This window comes from Streptomyces sp. NPDC060031, assembly GCF_042736805.1.
In the GTDB taxonomy this organism is placed as follows: Bacteria; Actinomycetota; Actinomycetes; order Streptomycetales; family Streptomycetaceae; genus Streptomyces.
Genome location: NZ_JBHWVM010000039.1, coordinates 17,434 through 32,339, shown reverse-complemented (window position 1 = coordinate 32,339; position 14,906 = coordinate 17,434). Strand labels below are relative to the sequence as shown.

Annotated in this window: 19 protein-coding genes; 6 read left to right on the top strand and 13 right to left on the bottom strand. The window is 70.4% G+C overall.

Annotated features, from left to right (window positions below):
• Nucleotides 1-35 precede the first annotated feature (35 nt).
• From ACFWB8_RS19165 to ACFWB8_RS19125, 9 genes are all read right to left on the bottom strand, one after another.
• The gene (locus ACFWB8_RS19165) at nt 36-455 is read right to left on the bottom strand and encodes a pilus assembly protein TadG-related protein (protein ID WP_385228024.1); all 420 of its coding nucleotides are present in this window, start codon (nt 453-455) and stop codon (nt 36-38) included.
• A 5-nt stretch (nt 456-460) separates the two neighbouring features.
• Entirely contained in the window at nt 461-868 is a 408-nt protein-coding gene (locus ACFWB8_RS19160; RefSeq protein WP_385227936.1) for a TadE/TadG family type IV pilus assembly protein, read from the bottom strand.
• A 7-nt stretch (nt 869-875) separates the two neighbouring features.
• On the bottom strand, nt 876-1,253 hold the full coding sequence (locus tag ACFWB8_RS19155; protein WP_385228021.1) for a TadE family protein: 378 nt from the start codon (nt 1,251-1,253) through the stop codon (nt 876-878).
• Between the two features lie 100 nt (nt 1,254-1,353).
• Entirely contained in the window at nt 1,354-1,605 is a 252-nt protein-coding gene (locus ACFWB8_RS19150) for a hypothetical protein (protein WP_385227933.1), read from the bottom strand.
• A gap of 59 nt (nt 1,606-1,664) precedes the next feature.
• A complete protein-coding gene (locus tag ACFWB8_RS19145; protein WP_385227930.1) occupies nt 1,665-2,600 on the bottom strand; it encodes a type II secretion system F family protein in 936 nt (311 codons plus the stop codon).
• A complete protein-coding gene (locus ACFWB8_RS19140; protein WP_385227927.1) occupies nt 2,597-3,538 on the bottom strand; it encodes a type II secretion system F family protein in 942 nt (313 codons plus the stop codon). The genes ACFWB8_RS19145 and ACFWB8_RS19140 overlap by 4 nt, the downstream gene beginning before the upstream one ends.
• Before the next feature lie 7 nt (nt 3,539-3,545).
• The gene (locus ACFWB8_RS19135) at nt 3,546-4,853 is read right to left on the bottom strand and encodes a CpaF family protein (protein WP_385227924.1); all 1,308 of its coding nucleotides are present in this window, start codon (nt 4,851-4,853) and stop codon (nt 3,546-3,548) included.
• The gene (locus ACFWB8_RS19130; protein WP_385227921.1) at nt 4,850-5,695 is read right to left on the bottom strand and encodes a hypothetical protein; all 846 of its coding nucleotides are present in this window, start codon (nt 5,693-5,695) and stop codon (nt 4,850-4,852) included. The genes ACFWB8_RS19135 and ACFWB8_RS19130 overlap by 4 nt, the downstream gene beginning before the upstream one ends.
• Nucleotides 5,696-5,722: 27 nt before the next feature.
• Nucleotides 5,723-6,439 (bottom strand): hypothetical protein, encoded by a 717-nt coding sequence (locus ACFWB8_RS19125; protein ID WP_385227918.1) that lies wholly within the window; start codon nt 6,437-6,439, stop codon nt 5,723-5,725.
• A gap of 319 nt (nt 6,440-6,758) precedes the next feature.
• On the opposite strand from ACFWB8_RS19125, the gene ACFWB8_RS19120 reads away from it, so the two are divergent.
• The 6 genes from ACFWB8_RS19120 (at nt 6,759) to ACFWB8_RS19095 (ending at nt 11,540) form a co-directional block, all read left to right on the top strand.
• Nucleotides 6,759-6,953 (top strand): hypothetical protein, encoded by a 195-nt coding sequence (locus ACFWB8_RS19120; RefSeq protein WP_385227915.1) that lies wholly within the window; start codon nt 6,759-6,761, stop codon nt 6,951-6,953.
• 87 nt (nt 6,954-7,040) lie between these two features.
• Nucleotides 7,041-7,568, top strand: a complete 528-nt coding sequence (locus tag ACFWB8_RS19115) for a hypothetical protein (protein ID WP_385227913.1) — start codon at nt 7,041-7,043, stop codon at nt 7,566-7,568.
• A gap of 40 nt (nt 7,569-7,608) precedes the next feature.
• The gene (locus ACFWB8_RS19110; protein WP_385227910.1) at nt 7,609-8,280 is read left to right on the top strand and encodes a hypothetical protein; all 672 of its coding nucleotides are present in this window, start codon (nt 7,609-7,611) and stop codon (nt 8,278-8,280) included.
• Nucleotides 8,281-8,356: 76 nt separating this feature from the next.
• Nucleotides 8,357-9,751 carry a PE-PGRS family protein gene (locus ACFWB8_RS19105; RefSeq protein ID WP_385227907.1) on the top strand — a complete coding sequence of 465 codons (1,395 nt, stop codon included), beginning with the start codon at nt 8,357-8,359 and terminating at the stop codon, nt 9,749-9,751.
• A gap of 119 nt (nt 9,752-9,870) precedes the next feature.
• Nucleotides 9,871-10,533 (top strand): hypothetical protein, encoded by a 663-nt coding sequence (locus tag ACFWB8_RS19100; RefSeq protein WP_385227904.1) that lies wholly within the window; start codon nt 9,871-9,873, stop codon nt 10,531-10,533.
• Nucleotides 10,521-11,540, top strand: coding sequence for a hypothetical protein (locus ACFWB8_RS19095; protein ID WP_385227901.1), 1,020 nt, complete (start codon nt 10,521-10,523; stop codon nt 11,538-11,540). The genes ACFWB8_RS19100 and ACFWB8_RS19095 overlap by 13 nt, the downstream gene beginning before the upstream one ends.
• Before the next feature lie 38 nt (nt 11,541-11,578).
• Here the strand turns inward: ACFWB8_RS19095 and ACFWB8_RS19090 are convergent, their stop codons facing one another.
• The 4 genes from ACFWB8_RS19090 to ACFWB8_RS19075 are packed head-to-tail and all read right to left on the bottom strand — an operon-like array spanning nt 11,579 to nt 14,788.
• Nucleotides 11,579-12,202 (bottom strand): hypothetical protein, encoded by a 624-nt coding sequence (locus tag ACFWB8_RS19090; RefSeq protein ID WP_385227898.1) that lies wholly within the window; start codon nt 12,200-12,202, stop codon nt 11,579-11,581.
• Complete coding sequence (locus tag ACFWB8_RS19085; RefSeq protein ID WP_385227895.1) at nt 12,199-13,641, bottom strand: PE-PGRS family protein; 1,443 nt, start codon at nt 13,639-13,641, stop codon at nt 12,199-12,201. Before ACFWB8_RS19085 ends, ACFWB8_RS19090 begins: the two co-directional genes overlap by 4 nt.
• A 32-nt stretch (nt 13,642-13,673) precedes the next feature.
• Nucleotides 13,674-14,519, bottom strand: coding sequence for a hypothetical protein (locus tag ACFWB8_RS19080; protein ID WP_385227892.1), 846 nt, complete (start codon nt 14,517-14,519; stop codon nt 13,674-13,676).
• An 8-nt stretch (nt 14,520-14,527) separates the two neighbouring features.
• Complete coding sequence (locus tag ACFWB8_RS19075; RefSeq protein ID WP_385227889.1) at nt 14,528-14,788, bottom strand: hypothetical protein; 261 nt, start codon at nt 14,786-14,788, stop codon at nt 14,528-14,530.
• Nucleotides 14,789-14,906 lie beyond the last annotated feature (118 nt).

Sequence of the window (14,906 nt, the reverse complement as noted above, 5' to 3'; positions counted from 1 at the left end):
GGCGGTTCGGGGCGGGGCTATCCGGTCTATCCGGTCTATCCGGTCACGGACTCGGCCACCGCTCTGCCTCGTACCGTGACGGGTCCACTGTGGTACAGACCCAGCACCGGCCGGTAGGTGAGCCGGATCTCGACTTGGACCCGCCGGGCGTTGGCCGAGACGCAGCCGGACGCCGCGATGTCCGGCAGCGACATCCTCGCCTCCTGGGCGAAGAGGTGGACCCGGGCGTCACAGTTCTGGAAGTTGATGGGAGCCTCGCCCGAACCCGCGTACAGGGCGGCCCTGTCGATGTCCTGCGCCGCGAACCGGGCGGCCTGTTCCGCGATGTCGGCGGCCCGCTCCCGCTGGGAGATCGCCATGCCGCCGTCGACCACGAAGGCGGCCAGCGCCAGGAAGAGCAGGCTGAAGATGATCAGGGCGCCGGCGCCGGACCCGCGGTCGTCCAGGTCCGTCATGCCTTTCACGCCGCCCTCCGGTAGGGGTCGAGCGACGAGGTGGCGGTGCCGCTGATCCTGGTGGGGACGTCGAGGCCGAGCATGCGCAGGCCGCGGATCTCACAGCTGACCTCGACCGTGAAGAACCGGCCGGGCTCGAAGCCCTGGCTGGTCTTGAGCACCGTTACCGGACCCGAGCACACATCGCTCAGGTCCGCCTGCGCGGCCTTGATCGCCTCGGCCATCGCGACGTCCCCGTTCTTCTGGACGGAGCCGGCCCGGGCGGCGTCGCGCGCGGCGCCGTCGACCGCGCCGCGGCCCTGGGCGAGCTGGCCGAAGGCGACGAGGACCAGGACGAAGAGGAAGAAGACGGGGGCGATGATGACCACCTCGATGGTGGAGATCCCCCGGTCGTCGGCTCTGCGGTGACTCACCGGGCCGTCACCCCCCTTCCCGTACGAAGCGCTCGACCGGCCCGCTCGACTGCGCGTGGATGGTCAGGTGGAGCCCCGGCACGATGCTCGGCGCGTGGGCCGTGACCTCGACGCGCACCGTGTTCGGCGCGGGCTGGTCGATGACCACCTCGGTCCCGAGGACCAGCTGCGGCCCGAGCTGCTGGATGTAACTGTCCACCGATTCCCGCGCCTTGCCCCGCCAGCCGGCGGGGTTGGCGTCCGCCGTGGCCCGCGCCTCGCGCGCGCCCGCCTGGGCCGCGGCCTGGGCCACCTGGTCCGCGAAGGAGTACATGGCGAACTGCACCGCCGCGAAGATCATGAAGAAGAGCAGCGGTGTGAGGAAGACGAACTCGATCGCGGTCATGCCGGAGTCACCGCGGGCGGAGGCGGCCTCCGCCCTGCGGCGTACGGAGCCGCGCAGCGCGGCTGCCCGGCGGATCACGGCATCGGTCACGGGGGAAGGGCTACTTCTTGCAGGTGCTGGATGCGTCGGCGCCGGCGATGCAGTCGCCGACCTTCTTGGCCCCCGTGCTGAGCGCGGAGTTGATGATCGCCGCGACGACGCCGACGATCGCCACGACGACGGCCGAGATGATCACCCATTCGACGGCCGAGGCGCCGCGGTCCAGTTCGCCCGAGCGGGCGCGCTGCACCCGGCCCTGGAGGAAGACGACCAGGAAATCGACCGCGGGGTGGCTGTTGCGGATGCCGTTCATGAGTGTGGGGTCCTCTCGGGAAATGGGGGGATGACGGAAGAGGGTCGGGTCCGGGTCGGTCAGGCGCCCTGGAAGACGCGCACTGCCGCCGGGAAGATCAGGAAGACCAGGAAGCCGGCGCAGAGCAGGAGCTGGGCGATGAGCATCGACTGCGACTTCTCGCCGGCGCTGCCCTCGATCTCGGCCATCTCCCGGTGCCGCATCGTTTCGGCACGGGAGGCCAGGGACTCCCGTACCTTCGCGCCGTCCTCCGCGACGAGTCCGAGCGCACTCGCCAGGTCCTTCAGCTCCTCCACGCCCAGCTCCTCGCCGAGCATGCCGAGCGCCTGCCACTGGCTGGTGCCGGTGATCCGGGCGTCCGCCAGGGTGTTGCGGATCCGCCGCAGCGCCCAGCCGTCGCTGACCTCGGCGGCGGCCATCAGCGCCTCGGGCAGGCCGCGGCCGCCCGCCAGGTTCATCGCGACCAGGTCGAGGTAGGCCCCGATGACGCGCCTCAGGTCGCGGCGCTTGTCCGCCGCGTCCCGTCGTACCTCCAGGTCCGGGAGGAAGAAGAAGAGGGCCGCGCAGCCCAGCGCCATCCAGACGGGGACGACCGGCCCGCTGCCGATCCCGATGGTCGCGACGATCGCGAAGAGGAACGGCCCGAAGACCAGGCCCACCGCGCCCAGCAGGATCTTCGTCGCCAGGAAGCTCTCCCAGCTGCGCTCCAGCACGTTCAGGTCGGCCCGCAGGGACCGCTGTTCCCAGCCCTGCTCAACGTAGAAAGCCGCGATCCGGGCGCCGATGCCGGCCCGCAGCGGCGCCAGCCGCCCCGACTCCTCGTCCTGCCGGGGCTGGCGCGAGGGCGACTCGTACAGGGCGCCGCGCGCCCGCATGGCGTCGATCCGGGCCACGGTCGCCACCGCACCGCGCTTCGACGGCACCAGGGCCCGTACCAGAGCGAAGATGCCGAGACCGAGGACCGCCCCGATCACGACGGGAAGGGTGATGTTCACCTCGGACCGACCTCCTCACGTTCCGACGGGGGCTGCGCGAACCGCACGGGCTGTGCGTCGCGGACCAGGAAGCGCTCGGGCGTCTCGATGGTGGACAGCTTGCGCAGCCACCAGAAGCCCAGCGCGAACAGGGCGCACACGAGTCCCAGGACCAGCTGGCCGAGCGGTGTGCCGTACGGGGAGACGAACTCCCGGTTGAAGATCGACAGGCCGAGGACGAAGGCGACGCTGACGCCGACGACGATCTGCACGCTGCGCCGGGTGCTGGACCGCTGGGCCATGACGCGCTGGCGCATGTCGACCTCCTCGCGGGCGGACTTGGCGAGCGCGCCGAGCACTTGGCGCAGACCCGGCCCGCGCAGCCGCGCGTTCAGGATCAGTGCGGCCACGATGATGTCGGCGGAGGCGTCGTCGATCTCGTCGGCGAGCAGTTGGAGCGCGTCCGGCAGCGGCATACGGGCCCGCAGCCGGTCGACCAGCGTCTCCAGATGGGGCCGCAGGGCCGGGGCCGCGGCACGCGCCGACGCGGGGATCGCCTGCTCCAGGCCGACCGCACCGGCGATGGTGTCGCGCAGGGACTCGGTCCAGGCGGCCAGCGCCTCGACGCGGCGCATCGCGGAACGCTCTTCGGCGGCGCCGCCGAAGAGGCGGTCCCAGGTGAACACGAGCAGGCCGGTGGCGATGCCGGCCACCGCCCAGCGGGTCAGCAGCAGGGTCACCAGGGCGGCGCCGACGGCGATGGAACCGCGGCGCCCGGCGAACCGGGCCAGGTCGGCGAGGCGGTCCCGGGCGTCGGCCTTCTCGTGCTCGGGCTTGACCGGCAGGCCGCTGATCGCGGCCGTGAGCAGGGCGAGCCCGCCGCCGAGGACCAGGCCGCACAGCAGCGCGTACAGGACCGGCAGCGAGAAGAGCCCGCCCATGGAGGTGATGCCGTTCATGTCCGCCTCACCCCCAGGATCCGCTGGGGCGGTAGCCGTAGGGAACGAGCTCCTCGATGCAGGAGACCGGGGCGTGCGGGACGACCCGGCCGTCGGAGGTCTCCGCGAAGACCTCGCTGGACAGCACGCGGCCGTCGACGCCGTTCACCTCGCGTACGGAGGTGACGACGCGGCGGAGCCTGCCGCCGCTCTGGAAGGCGTTGCGGCGCTCGACGAAGACGACGAAGTTGATGGCACCGGCGACCAGCATCTGGCTGGCCTCGATGGGCAGCCGTTCCGCGGCCTGGAGCGCGTAGGTCGAGATGCGGCTGAACACCTCGCTGGAGCTGTTGGCGTGGATCGTCGAGAGCGAGCCGTCGTTGCCCTGGGACATCGCGTTGAGCATGGTGACGATCTCGTCGCCGAGCACCTCGCCCACGATGACCCGGGACGGGTTCATGCGCAGCGACCTGCGGACCAGCTCCGACATCATGATGGCGCCCTGGCCCTCGGAGTTGGGCAGCCGCTCCTCGAAGGCCACGACGTTCGGGTGCAGCTCCGGGAACTGGTCGAGTCCCAGCTCCAGCGCCCGTTCGACCGTGATCAGGCGTTCCGTTGGGGGGATCTCGTTGGCGAGCGCGCGCAGCAGCGTGGTCTTGCCCGCGTTGGTCGCCCCCGCGATCATGATGTTCTTGCGGGCCCGGACCGCGCACGACAGGAAGTTGCCGAGCTCCGGGGTGAGCGTGCCGTTGCCCACCATGTCCGACATGAAGACCTTGCCCATGCGGGCCCGGCGGATCGACAGCGACGGCCGCCGCGTCACGTCCATGACCGCCGACAGACGGGAGCCGTCGGGCAGGCGCAGGTCGAGCTGCGGGTTGGCGGAGTCGAAGGGGCGGGAGGAGAGGCCGGAGTAGGCGCCGAGCACCTGGATCAGCTCGATGAGCTCCTCGTCGGTCTCGGCCACCGGGTCGGCCCGGACCTCGTTGCCGTTCGCGTACCCGACGAACACCTGGTCGCAGCCGTTGATGTCGATGTTCTCGACCTCGGGGTCGTCGAGCAGGGGCTGCAGGCGGCCGACCCCGAAGAGCGCGGCGTGCACGGCGGCCGCGAACTGCTCCTCGGTCTCGGCGTCGAAGGGAGTACGGCCGGCGTTGATCTCGCCGCGCGCGTACTCCTCGAGTATCTGGGCGATGACGGCGCGGGCGTACTGGCGCTCGTCCTCGCCCGACATCTGCATGAGGCCCGACAGCTGGTCCACACGGCGCTGTTCGGCGATCCGGTCGCCGGCTTCCTGCCGGAACCGCTTGACGAGCTGGTGGTCGACGGCGCTCACCGGGCCATGCCCTGAGCGGGTCCGGCGGGCGCGGTGGGGCCGGCCCAGGCGGCGCCGTACTGCTGGTGGAGGTCGAAGGTGATCTTCCGCGCGGACCGGACCAGCAGGGACTTGTCCAGCCGGCCCCGCCGGCGCCCGGCCAACTGCTCGGCGCCCTGCGGGTCGTACGCGAGGGTGCCCATCACACGGACACCGGCGTGCGAGGCCATCAGCATGTCGTTGACCTGCTTGGCCACCCTCGCCGAGTCCTTGGGGTCGGCCACCAGCAGCACCCCCAGCAGCGGGGTGGCCAGTTGCATGGCGCCGCGCTGGGATCCGTGCAGGCGTGCGGAGAGGGCGAGCGCCCGGTCCCGCACCCGGGCGATGCTCTCCGGCTGCGTACGGGCCACCAGCAGGACGAGGCTGGCGTGGGCGAACAGCTCCAGCGCGGGCCCGTCGCCGCCGATCCGCCCGCAGTCGGCGATGACGTCGGCGGGCGCGTGCGGGGACTCGGCGAGCGCCGCGAAGGCGCGGCCGAGCAGCGGCCACTGGCCGACGAGACCGGCGGACTGCTCGGACGAACCGAGCCCGACGAGCACGTCAAGGCCGCCGGACAGCGTCTGGGCATGGTCCCAGAGCTGGTCGGGGGCCAGGCCGCGACGGGCGGTCGCGGCGATCGACAGCATGCCGGTGTTGGGGTTGAGCGGTCCGCCGTGACTCGCCGAGCCCCGGTAGACGAGGTCCCCGCCGGCGGGGTCGGCCTCCGCGAGGAGCGTGCGCCGCGGCCAGACGGCCGACAGTGCAACGGCCGTGGTGGTCACACCGGGTGACCCCTTGTCGGCGGCAAGTGCGATGAGCGCCATGTCTTCTGCTTCCTGTGCGCTCGTGAATCAGCCGGAGCTGGACGGGATCAGCACCAGGGCGACCTGGCCGGCCGCGGCCGCCTGGGTCAGTGGCGCGATCTCGCCGGCGGCGACCATGACGGTGACGGGCAGGTTTCCGCTGCCGATCGTCTTGCCGTCGCCGGCGATGACGTCATTGACCCGGGCGTCACGTACGAGCAGCGTGTTGGCGTCGGCGCCGGCGCCCGAGCTGCTGCCGGTGGGCTTGGCGCTGTCCGAGCCCACGCGGTAGGCGGAGACGTGGTCGCCGACCTTGAGGCCGGCCGGGTACTGGCCCTCCTTGAGGGAGAGGCCGACGTAAGCCTTGCCGTCCTGAAGGCCCTTGCCCTCGGAGAACATCTCGCCGATCGCGATGGTGCCCTTGACCAGGGTGGTCTTGGCCTGGAGCTTCGTCAGCGCCTCGCGCTGCTCCCACCTGACGTAGTTGACGGCCGGGTCCTCGGCCACCATCACGGACATCATCGCGGCATCGGTCACGGACTTGCCGGCGGGGACGTCGGCCGAGATCCGGACGACCTCGATCCGGTCACCGGCCCGCAGGACGAGCACGGTGGCACCGAGTGCGCCGACGAGGATGAGCAGAACCGCCAACGCGGCCAGCGCGGGCTTGCGTTCACGCCCCGCCGAAGGCAGCCGCTCACCGACGCCCTGAGCGGCCCCGGAACCCCTGTGGTTCGCCGCGCCCGCACGTTCCTGGACCTTCACGCTGCTGCTCCCCCGTGCACTGCGACAGACAAAGTCGGTCATTCTCGGCAAGAACCTGGCTACCGACGACCCGACCGAACCACAAACAAAGCAAGTTGATCGCACGGTAGCAGTAGCACATAGCCACCTCAAGGCGCATCCATCCTCGCAGGACACAGCGGCCCGGGAATGAGTACGCGTACTCAACCGCCGGGCGGAAGCGCTCAATCCGTTCCTTTGGCGAAACGGGCGCGCGGCTAGGGTGGAGTGCGCGACGGCCGGGGAGGCGACAGTGGTGGTGTTCGGCAGGGGCAGGAACCGTCCGGCGGAGGAACCTCCGGTGGAGCAAGTCGCCCGGGAGCTGGTCCGCACCTTGGTCTTCGGAGACACCGAGCGCCCGCTGACCATCGAGCGGAAACGGGCGGCGACCGGCCCGCGAGCCGTACGGGTGCCGGTGGGCGCCGATGACCAGCGCGTCTTCGTCCCCTGCGCCTACGCGGGCCCCGGCCTCCTCCCTCACCCAGGAGACCGCTAGGCGCGCTGCCCGCCCGTCAGTTCGCTCCAGCCTCTCCTCCTCCGCCGGACACGAGGCGCGACGCCCTCGACACCTGAAAGCTCTCGCATGTACATCGAAAAGCTGCCCAAGACCTGGTCTGCGATATGCATCGGCCTCTACCTCGCCGGTATCGGCTACATGGGCATCGACACCATCCCGCAGGACACCGGTACCTGGCTCGTCCTCTCGGCTCTCTTCCTGCTGGTCCTCGTCCCGTGCCTCGGCGTGCCGATCTCCAAGTTCGTCTACCACCGCATCCGCATCGACCCGGCGCAGGGCACCCTGCGCGTGGGCCGGGAGCTGATCCCGCTCGGCGATCTCGACCCGGCATCCGTCCGGGCCGCCCGCGCGGAGGTTCCCCTCACCGCGGCCGAGCGGTACGCCGCTTCGCTGTCCGCCGTCGACGTCCCGGTCCGCGGCCTGCGTGCGAAGGACCAGGGCCGCCCCCGGCTCGTCGGCGGCGCCTGGGGGGTTCCGGCGGGGATGGACACCGTCACCCTCGCCGGCCGCCGCGGCGAGCCCCTGCTCATCGCGACCCGCGACCGTACGGCGTTCCTGACCGCCCTCGCCGCGGCCATCGGCGTCCCCGCATAATTGCGGGGCCGATCACGGCACTTGGAGGCATGGCATCGTGGTGTTCGGGAAGAAAGAGCCCGTCGAGGAACCGCCCGTCGTACCCGTCGGCTGGCAGCGCGTACGGGACTTCGTCGTCGGCAACACCGAGCGCCCCGTGACCGCCAAGCGCAAGAAGGCCGCCTTCGGTCCGCTCGCCGTTCGGGTGCCCAAGAACGGGAAGGACTACCGGGTCTTCGCGCCGTGCGCCTACGTCGGCCACGTGGAGGAGGACTACGCCCTTTACGAGGACGCCGACTGCCTGCGCGTGCTCTGCCTCATCGACCGGGGCGGCCGGGAGGTCGACGGCGAACGCCATCACGACGTCCACGACGGGCAGGGGCAGCTCATCGGCACCCTGCGACGCGTCCCGCCCCGCAGCCGGCCCTTCCGGCACACGTGGCGCATCGACCAGCCCGGCCACCCCACGGTCGTGGGTCGCAACGAGTGGGCGAGCGGGGACGCGAAGGCCTTCACGTACCGCATGGTCGACAAGGGCCTCACCGAAGCCCTCAACGCGGTCACCAGCCTGGGGGCGGAGGGCGGCGACACCCGGACCAAGCCGCGCACGCTGGAGTGGCGGGCCGGCGACGAGGTCGTGATGGTCTCGGAGAGCAGCAAGAAGGTCACGGTCAAGGCGGACTGGGTCGACCGGCGCCTGGCATTCGCGTTCGCCCTCATCGGAGACCGCTGAGGGACCACGGGCGCGACCACGGGCGGAAGAGCCGAACAGCGGAAGAGCGGAACAGCGGAACAGGGGGAGACAGGAAATGAGATCGGTCAATCCGGACGACCTCGACCAGCTCGCGAAGCTGCTCGACGGTCGCGGCGGGGTCCAGGACAAGGTCGACGAGGCGTTCACGAGGGCGTCCCAGCTGGGAGTGGGCAGCAAGCTGGGCACGCTGCGACCGCTGCGGTCGTGGGTCCACGACACCGCACCCGACCTGCGCAAGCGGGCCACCATCGCCCGGCTGGAGGACGGCGACCCGGAGGCGGGGCTGCGCTGGGCCGGCTTCTCCCCGGAGGAGCTGAAGAACTACCAGGGCGAAGAGATGACCCCGGAGATGCTGCTGCTCGCCAATTCGGTGGCGGCGAGCGAGGACCCGGCGGCGTACGAGTTCAAGCGCAAGCCCGACGAATCGCTGAACGACTGGATCGCGCGGCTGGAGGGCCACGCCCTCTCCAAGCTGCCGGGGCTGAAGGAGCACGAGGAGACGCTCGTCAACCTCGTCAAGATCTTCGGCGACTGGACGGCCATCACCACCGCCACCGCCGTCGTCACCATCAGCGGCAGCTCGCTGACGAAGGTCATGGTCGGCAACACCTTCCAGACGGGCGCCGCCCGCGCCTGGAAGATCCGCGTCGGTACGGTGCTGCGCGCCAGCGGCAACGAGCTGCTCCGCAAGGGCGGCAACAAGCTGATCAACTGGGCCCCCAAGATCCGCTCGGTCAGCGCACCCGGCAGCTGGCTGCCCGGACAGCTCGGCAACGCCTTCAACTCCAGTGCCGTCTACGCGGAGGCCAGCGGGGTCCCCGGCACGGCCGGCGTGCGCGGTGACATGTTCGGCAACGCCTGGGACGCCTTCCGGAAGCTGCCGGTGGTGCAGAGCCTCAAGGCGAACGGGGTCATCGACTTCATCGTCGGCTCGGACGAGATGGCCAAGGTCTACGGCGGCATGACCCACGCCGGTACGCCGGTGGCGCGGGCGGGCCAGGCGAACCTGCTGACGGTGTTCAAGAACGCCCACAGCCTCCAGCAGGGCGTGAACGCCGTCGAGGGCGCGGAAACCGCCTCCGCCTTCAGCAAGGGCCTGGGTGCGGCCGCCAAAACGGGTGGCTTCCTACGGGGCTTCGGTGTCGTCAGCGGCGTCGCGGCGACGGGCCTCAGCGCCGCCAACGTCATTTCCCAGGGCAACCCGGTCGACGCCTTCAAGCGCAACGGCGCCGGGTACGTCGCGGACGTGGCGGAGGTCGGCTTCAACGCCTCGCTGACGGCGGCGATGGTGGCCCCCAACCCGATCACGATCGGACTGGCCGTCGGCACCGGACTCATCTACGGAGGCGCGAAGGTCGTCGAGCACTGGGACGACATCAAGGAGGGCGCGGGCAAGGCCAAGGACTGGGTCAAGGACAAGGCGAAGAAACTCAACCCGTTCAGTTGGTGAGCGCGGTGGGGGCTTCCGGCCCCTACCCGAACGCCATACCCTCCGTGCCGGAGGTGACTACGATGGCGCTATCCGATCGATTCGTGACCGAATTTCACCGAATGTTACGGAAGTTGACTATGCACGCGCGAACCCGGGCCACCCTCACCCTCCTCGCGGCCTCGCTCGCCCTGACGGTGACGGCCTGCGGTGGCGACGACAAGAAGGCAGCCCCGGACAAGCCGATCCCCGGCGTGGACACCTCCACCTCCGCTTCGGCCCCGGCCTCCCCGACCCCCTCGACGGCGGGCGGCCCCACGGACCGGCCGAAGATCACGCTGCCCGACGACGTGAAGAACGTCTTCGAGGGGAGCCGCACGGGCGACCCGAAGAAGGACGAGGCGGTGGCCGACGCCGAGCGCCGCATCGACGCGGTGAGCGACGCGATCCTCAAGAGCGCCCCCAACTCGCCTGCCCTGGCGTACTACGACAAGCCCGAGATGCTCGTCGGCACCTCACAGTACGTCGACAAGTTCGCCAAGAGCGGCAGCAGCTACACCGGCACGATCCGCTACTTCAAGTGGCGGGTGAGCCTCGTGGACGACCACACCACGTCAGTCGTCTACTGCGGCGACGAGACCAAGGCGTTCAAGAAGGACCTCAAGACGGGGAAGATCACCCAAACCACCCCCTCCAAGACCGACTACGTCCTCTACAACTTCCGACTGACCAAGAACGCCGGCGGCGTCTGGCAGACGTCCGGCGGTTTCTCCGAGCGCGGAGCCGCATCATGCAACGGGTGATACACGCACGAACCGCAACCGTCCTCGCCGCCGTGACCGCTCTGACAGTGATGAGCTCTCAAGCCGCCCATGCCGGAATCGACGACGGGTCCACGAACGGCGGCGCCAGCAACGACGGCAAGACCATCCACGCCCAGACCAAGATCCAGGTCAGCACGCCGGGCGACTCGGGTTCCACCAAGACCGGGACCCTGACGTCCGAGAACACCAACTGGGATCCCCCGGCCTGTTGGTACGAACCCGCTTTCTCTCCCCAAGAGATCGAGTCGACGGTCAAGGCCATCGACGGCGTGCCCTTCGTCGGCGACATCTTCGCAGGCGTGCTGAACAGCTACTACAAGGACGGCACGCCCTACAAGGACTACAACCTGGACAAGCAGGGCAAGGGCATGTTCTGGGCGTCCGTGATCAACCCGAAGCGCAAGGACGACCCGGCCGCGGCCTCGTGCGACAAGCTGCCGTTCTGGGTCGACAACGGCACGACGCCCGCCGAGCCGCTGGCCGTGAGCCCGAAGGTCCTCGCCGAGTACGCCTACGACGAGATCAAGATCCCGGACACCGACATCAGCATGGCCCCGGCCGGCAAGTCGACCGTGAACCTGCCGTCGTGGATCTGGCTCGACAAGGCGACGTTCTCGCCGAAGTCCGTGACCGCCAGCATCCCGAACTCGGGCCTGTCCGCGACCACCACCGCGACCCCCGTCTCACTGCGCATCGTGCCCGGCACCCCCGACGCCCAGCTCCACCCGGCGAGCGGCGAGTGCCCGATCGGCGCGGACGGCCGCATCGGCACCCCCTTCAGCGCGGACAAGGCGAACCAGACCCCGCCCTGCGGCGTGACGTACCTGCGCGCCACCACGGGCACGGGCCCGCACAAGCTCAAGGCCACCATCACCTGGAAGATCTCCTGGACCGGCAGCAACGGCCAGGGCGGCACCCTCCCCAACGGCACGTTCTCGACGACCCAGGACGTGACGGTGCAGGAGATCCAGGCCGTCAACCGCTAGCCGCGAGGGTGCCGGGCCGTCGGCTCGGCACCCTGCGCCTACTCGAACGTACCCTCGCTGGCGGATCGGCCGAAGAGGAAGTTGAAGGGGATCGCGAAGAGCGCTCCGGTCGTGGACATACAGGAACGGTCGACGGTCTCCAGCACGATCGCGATCGCCAGATCGACGGCGTCCACGGCACCTTCGGTCTTTCCGACCCGGGCCAGCCCGATCCCGCGTACGAACCGCCCCTGGGTGAAGGAGACGGTCGCGCCTTCCCGCGTGAGGCGGGCAACGCTCCCAAGGTCCCCCGTGTACTTGTAGCTGCGATCGCGGAATCCGATCTCAAGCCATCGCCGCCCCTTACGAACGCCCTTCACGACGAGGTCCAGGTCGACGACGGTGCCGTCCACCTTCAGCCGGCCCCCGTCGAGCGAGGGCCGGTCGTGGGCCCCTCCGCTGAAGACCGTCTCCGGAAACCCCTCGCCCTTCAGGTGCACCTCCTGAGACGGCCGCTCCCGCCGCCCAGGCGCCGGCGTGGACGCCTCGACACTGCCGTACGGCCCCACAACACCCCGGAACCCGAATGCCTGCCGCGGGTCCAGCGGCTCCAACTCGAACTCGAAGCCGTCTGCTCCGACAGAGCCCGCGCCTGTGTCCGTCATGCTCGTGTTGCCCTTCACCGGTGGAACGGGTTGAGTTTCCTGGCCACGCTCTTGGCCGTGGCCCGGGTCCAGTCCTTCGCCTTGCCCGCCCCCGCTTTGATGCCGTCCCAGTCCCAGTGCTCGACGATCTTCGCCCCACCGTAGATGAGCCCGGTGACGGCGACCGCACCGATCGTCCAGGGGTTCGGTGCGATCATCGCCGCTGTCAGCGAGGCGTTGAAGCCGAGCTCGGCGACATCGGCGACGTATTTGGCGCCTTGCTCGCGGCTCCCGAAGTGCCCCCGCGGGTCGCCCTGGGCCCAGACGTTCGCCGCGCTGAAGCCCGTCGCCACGAGGCCTCCCGCGACACCGGCGAAGCGCCAGAGACCACCCATCTTTCCGGCCGTACCGATGCCCTTGCCGACGGCCTTGAAGCGTCCGTCGCCTCCCTCGAGGAACTTGGTGGTGGCATTGCGCGCCACCTTCCAGTAGCTGGCGCTGCCGGACCTGGTTACCGGTGCTCCCGAGTGGCTGAGCCCCCCGTACTCGGCGGCCAGCGCGTCAGAGCCGAGGACGGCGTCGATGAACTGGTTCGTCGTGAACTGGCCCGCGATCGGCCGGTTCAAGAACCCCCAGCGACGCACGTGGTCGACGCCCGTCCCGATCCGGACACCGATCTGCCGGTTCACGAACGGGATGCGGCTGATGTCTTGGTAGGTCGCGTTCCCCGAGGCCAGCGCACCGAGCCTGCTGGGGAGCCAGCTGCCCGGCGCGGCGAGGGATTGGGGCGTCGGTGTCCATCTGCGCAGGCCCGCACCCCATTCGGTAACCTTCGAAGGAGCCCACGGCTGCGCACCTGCCCTCCCCATCTGCGCAGCGGTCCACATCTTCAAGCTGTTCGCCCAGCCACCGCTGCTGACGGAGTTCGCGACCAATACCTTGGTGAGGACGCTGCCCTGGAGGGCGCCCCTTCCCCCCATCTTCAGGAACCCCGTCACGTCCCCGGCGAGGCCGAAGGTCTCCTTGATCTGCTCCTCGTACGGCTCCAGGGCCGGGAGTGCCCCCACGACCCCGTGCGCGCGGACGCGGTCGACCCAGTCGTGCCAGGACTCGTTCGACCGGCGGCGGTAGAATTGCATGCCCGGGTCGTCGCTCAGGCCCATCGCCGCCGCCAGGACCAGGAGGTCGGGGGCGGCGGACATGGCGACGGCGTCCGTCACCTCGCCCGGGCCGAAGCCCGCCCACCTCAGGCCGGCCTGCGGGTCGCCGTCCTCCAGGCGCGCGATGGTTGCCCGCTTGCGGAGGTCCGGGGCGGTTTCGGACACCCAGGTGCGCATCGGGCGGAGCGCCGCCAGCTTGCTGCTCACCCCGAGCGCGGAGGCGCGCGTGAAGGCCTCGTCGATCTTCTGCTCGGCGCCCCCGCGCCCGGTCAGCAGGTCGGCCAGCTGGTCGAGCTGGTCCGGGTTGGCGTTCCTCATCTGCGGCCCCCACTCGCACGCCGTCCGGTCGGTCAGATGCCCGCGGCCCCGTCGACCATGTCCTCGCGGTCCGGCAGCAGGTCGGTGAGCTTGTCCCAGACGTCGCCCGGGGTGGTCCAGGCCACCACCAGCGGACTCGCCGGCGTCACCTGGCCCGGCATGATCGGCTCCTCGGGCTGCTCCCGGACCCAGTAGCCCAGCGGGCCGCAGTCCCAGGTGGCCAGGGCGCGGACCATGGCCGTGCGCTCGCCCTCGTACGTGCCGTCCCAGGCCGTCGTGACCCGCCAGGTGGCGTTCAGCGCGAGGACCAGGGCCAGGAACTGGTCCAGGGCCTCGCCGGTCAGGGCCGGGTCCGCGGCCACCGCCGCCCGGCGGGTCAGCTCGCGCGCGGCGGCCTCGTCGCCCGCCGCCTCCGCGATCGCCACGAACACCGCGTCCAGCGTGGCCATCGTGGTCTCGATCCGGGCGGTCTGCGGCGCCTTCTCGTCCGGCTCCCCGCGGTGCAGGTTGATCTTGCGGGCGAGGTCCCACACCAGCGTGGTGGGCTCGATGGAGACGTACTCGGACTCCTCCTCCCCCGGCCAGCCGTCGTGGGATATGGCCGCGTCGCCGCCCACGATGATGCCGTGGTTGACCGGGCCGTGCTCGCCGGTGACTTCGACCTGGACCATGAGCGCCGGGGCCGAGAGCGTGCCGAGCAGGTCCCGCAGGAGCGGGGCGAGCTCGCCCTCCTCCCCGACGAGGCCGATCCGCTGGAGCTCCACGAGCGAGTCCCACAGCTCGTCGGGCGGGGTCTCGCCGTCCATCAGGTGGGCGAAGACCGCGATGTGACGGTCAGCCAGCCGCAAGCGGGCACGGGAGCTGTCGTACGAGGGCATCTATCGGCTCACTTCTTCGGGTTCTGAAGGTCTTTGGCGTCCTGGGTGCACTGTTGGGCCTCTTCGCGCAGCGACCGGGCGACCGTGGAGCACGTGGTGCGCCAGGTGTTCAGCTTGCCCCGCACGTCGTCGGCGTTGGGGCCGGCCCAGGTCTTCATGGCGCCCGTACTGTGCGTACGCGCCGGGTCCACCAGCGACTCGACGTGATCCGCCAGCAGCCTCAACGACGCGGCCTTGCTGTTCAGTTCCTGAATGTCCGGATTTGCCACGGCAGCCTCCCCCGCTGTCATACGGTCAGGTCAGCATATCCAGCACTCGATCACCCTTCAGATTCGAACTGGCCTCTCAGGAGCGGCAGAAGGTGCGATAGCGTCCCTGTTGCAAACG

Excerpts from the sequence above, each read along its gene's own strand:
- ACFWB8_RS19105 (WP_385227907.1), top strand. The coding sequence starts at position 8,357 with ATGAGATCGGTCAATCCGGACGACCTCGACCAGCTCGCGAAGCTGCTC.
- ACFWB8_RS19165 (WP_385228024.1), bottom strand. The coding sequence starts at position 455 with ATGACGGACCTGGACGACCGCGGGTCCGGCGCCGGCGCCCTGATCATC.
- ACFWB8_RS19130 (WP_385227921.1), bottom strand. The coding sequence starts at position 5,695 with ATGGCGCTCATCGCACTTGCCGCCGACAAGGGGTCACCCGGTGTGACC.
- ACFWB8_RS19100 (WP_385227904.1), top strand. The coding sequence starts at position 9,871 with ATGCACGCGCGAACCCGGGCCACCCTCACCCTCCTCGCGGCCTCGCTC.
- ACFWB8_RS19115 (WP_385227913.1), top strand. The coding sequence starts at position 7,041 with ATGTACATCGAAAAGCTGCCCAAGACCTGGTCTGCGATATGCATCGGC.
- ACFWB8_RS19085 (WP_385227895.1), bottom strand. The coding sequence starts at position 13,641 with ATGAGGAACGCCAACCCGGACCAGCTCGACCAGCTGGCCGACCTGCTG.
- ACFWB8_RS19080 (WP_385227892.1), bottom strand. The coding sequence starts at position 14,519 with ATGCCCTCGTACGACAGCTCCCGTGCCCGCTTGCGGCTGGCTGACCGT.
- ACFWB8_RS19140 (WP_385227927.1), bottom strand. The coding sequence starts at position 3,538 with ATGAACGGCATCACCTCCATGGGCGGGCTCTTCTCGCTGCCGGTCCTG.
- ACFWB8_RS19150 (WP_385227933.1), bottom strand. The coding sequence starts at position 1,605 with ATGAACGGCATCCGCAACAGCCACCCCGCGGTCGATTTCCTGGTCGTC.
- ACFWB8_RS19155 (WP_385228021.1), bottom strand. The coding sequence starts at position 1,253 with ATGACCGCGATCGAGTTCGTCTTCCTCACACCGCTGCTCTTCTTCATG.
- ACFWB8_RS19095 (WP_385227901.1), top strand. The coding sequence starts at position 10,521 with ATGCAACGGGTGATACACGCACGAACCGCAACCGTCCTCGCCGCCGTG.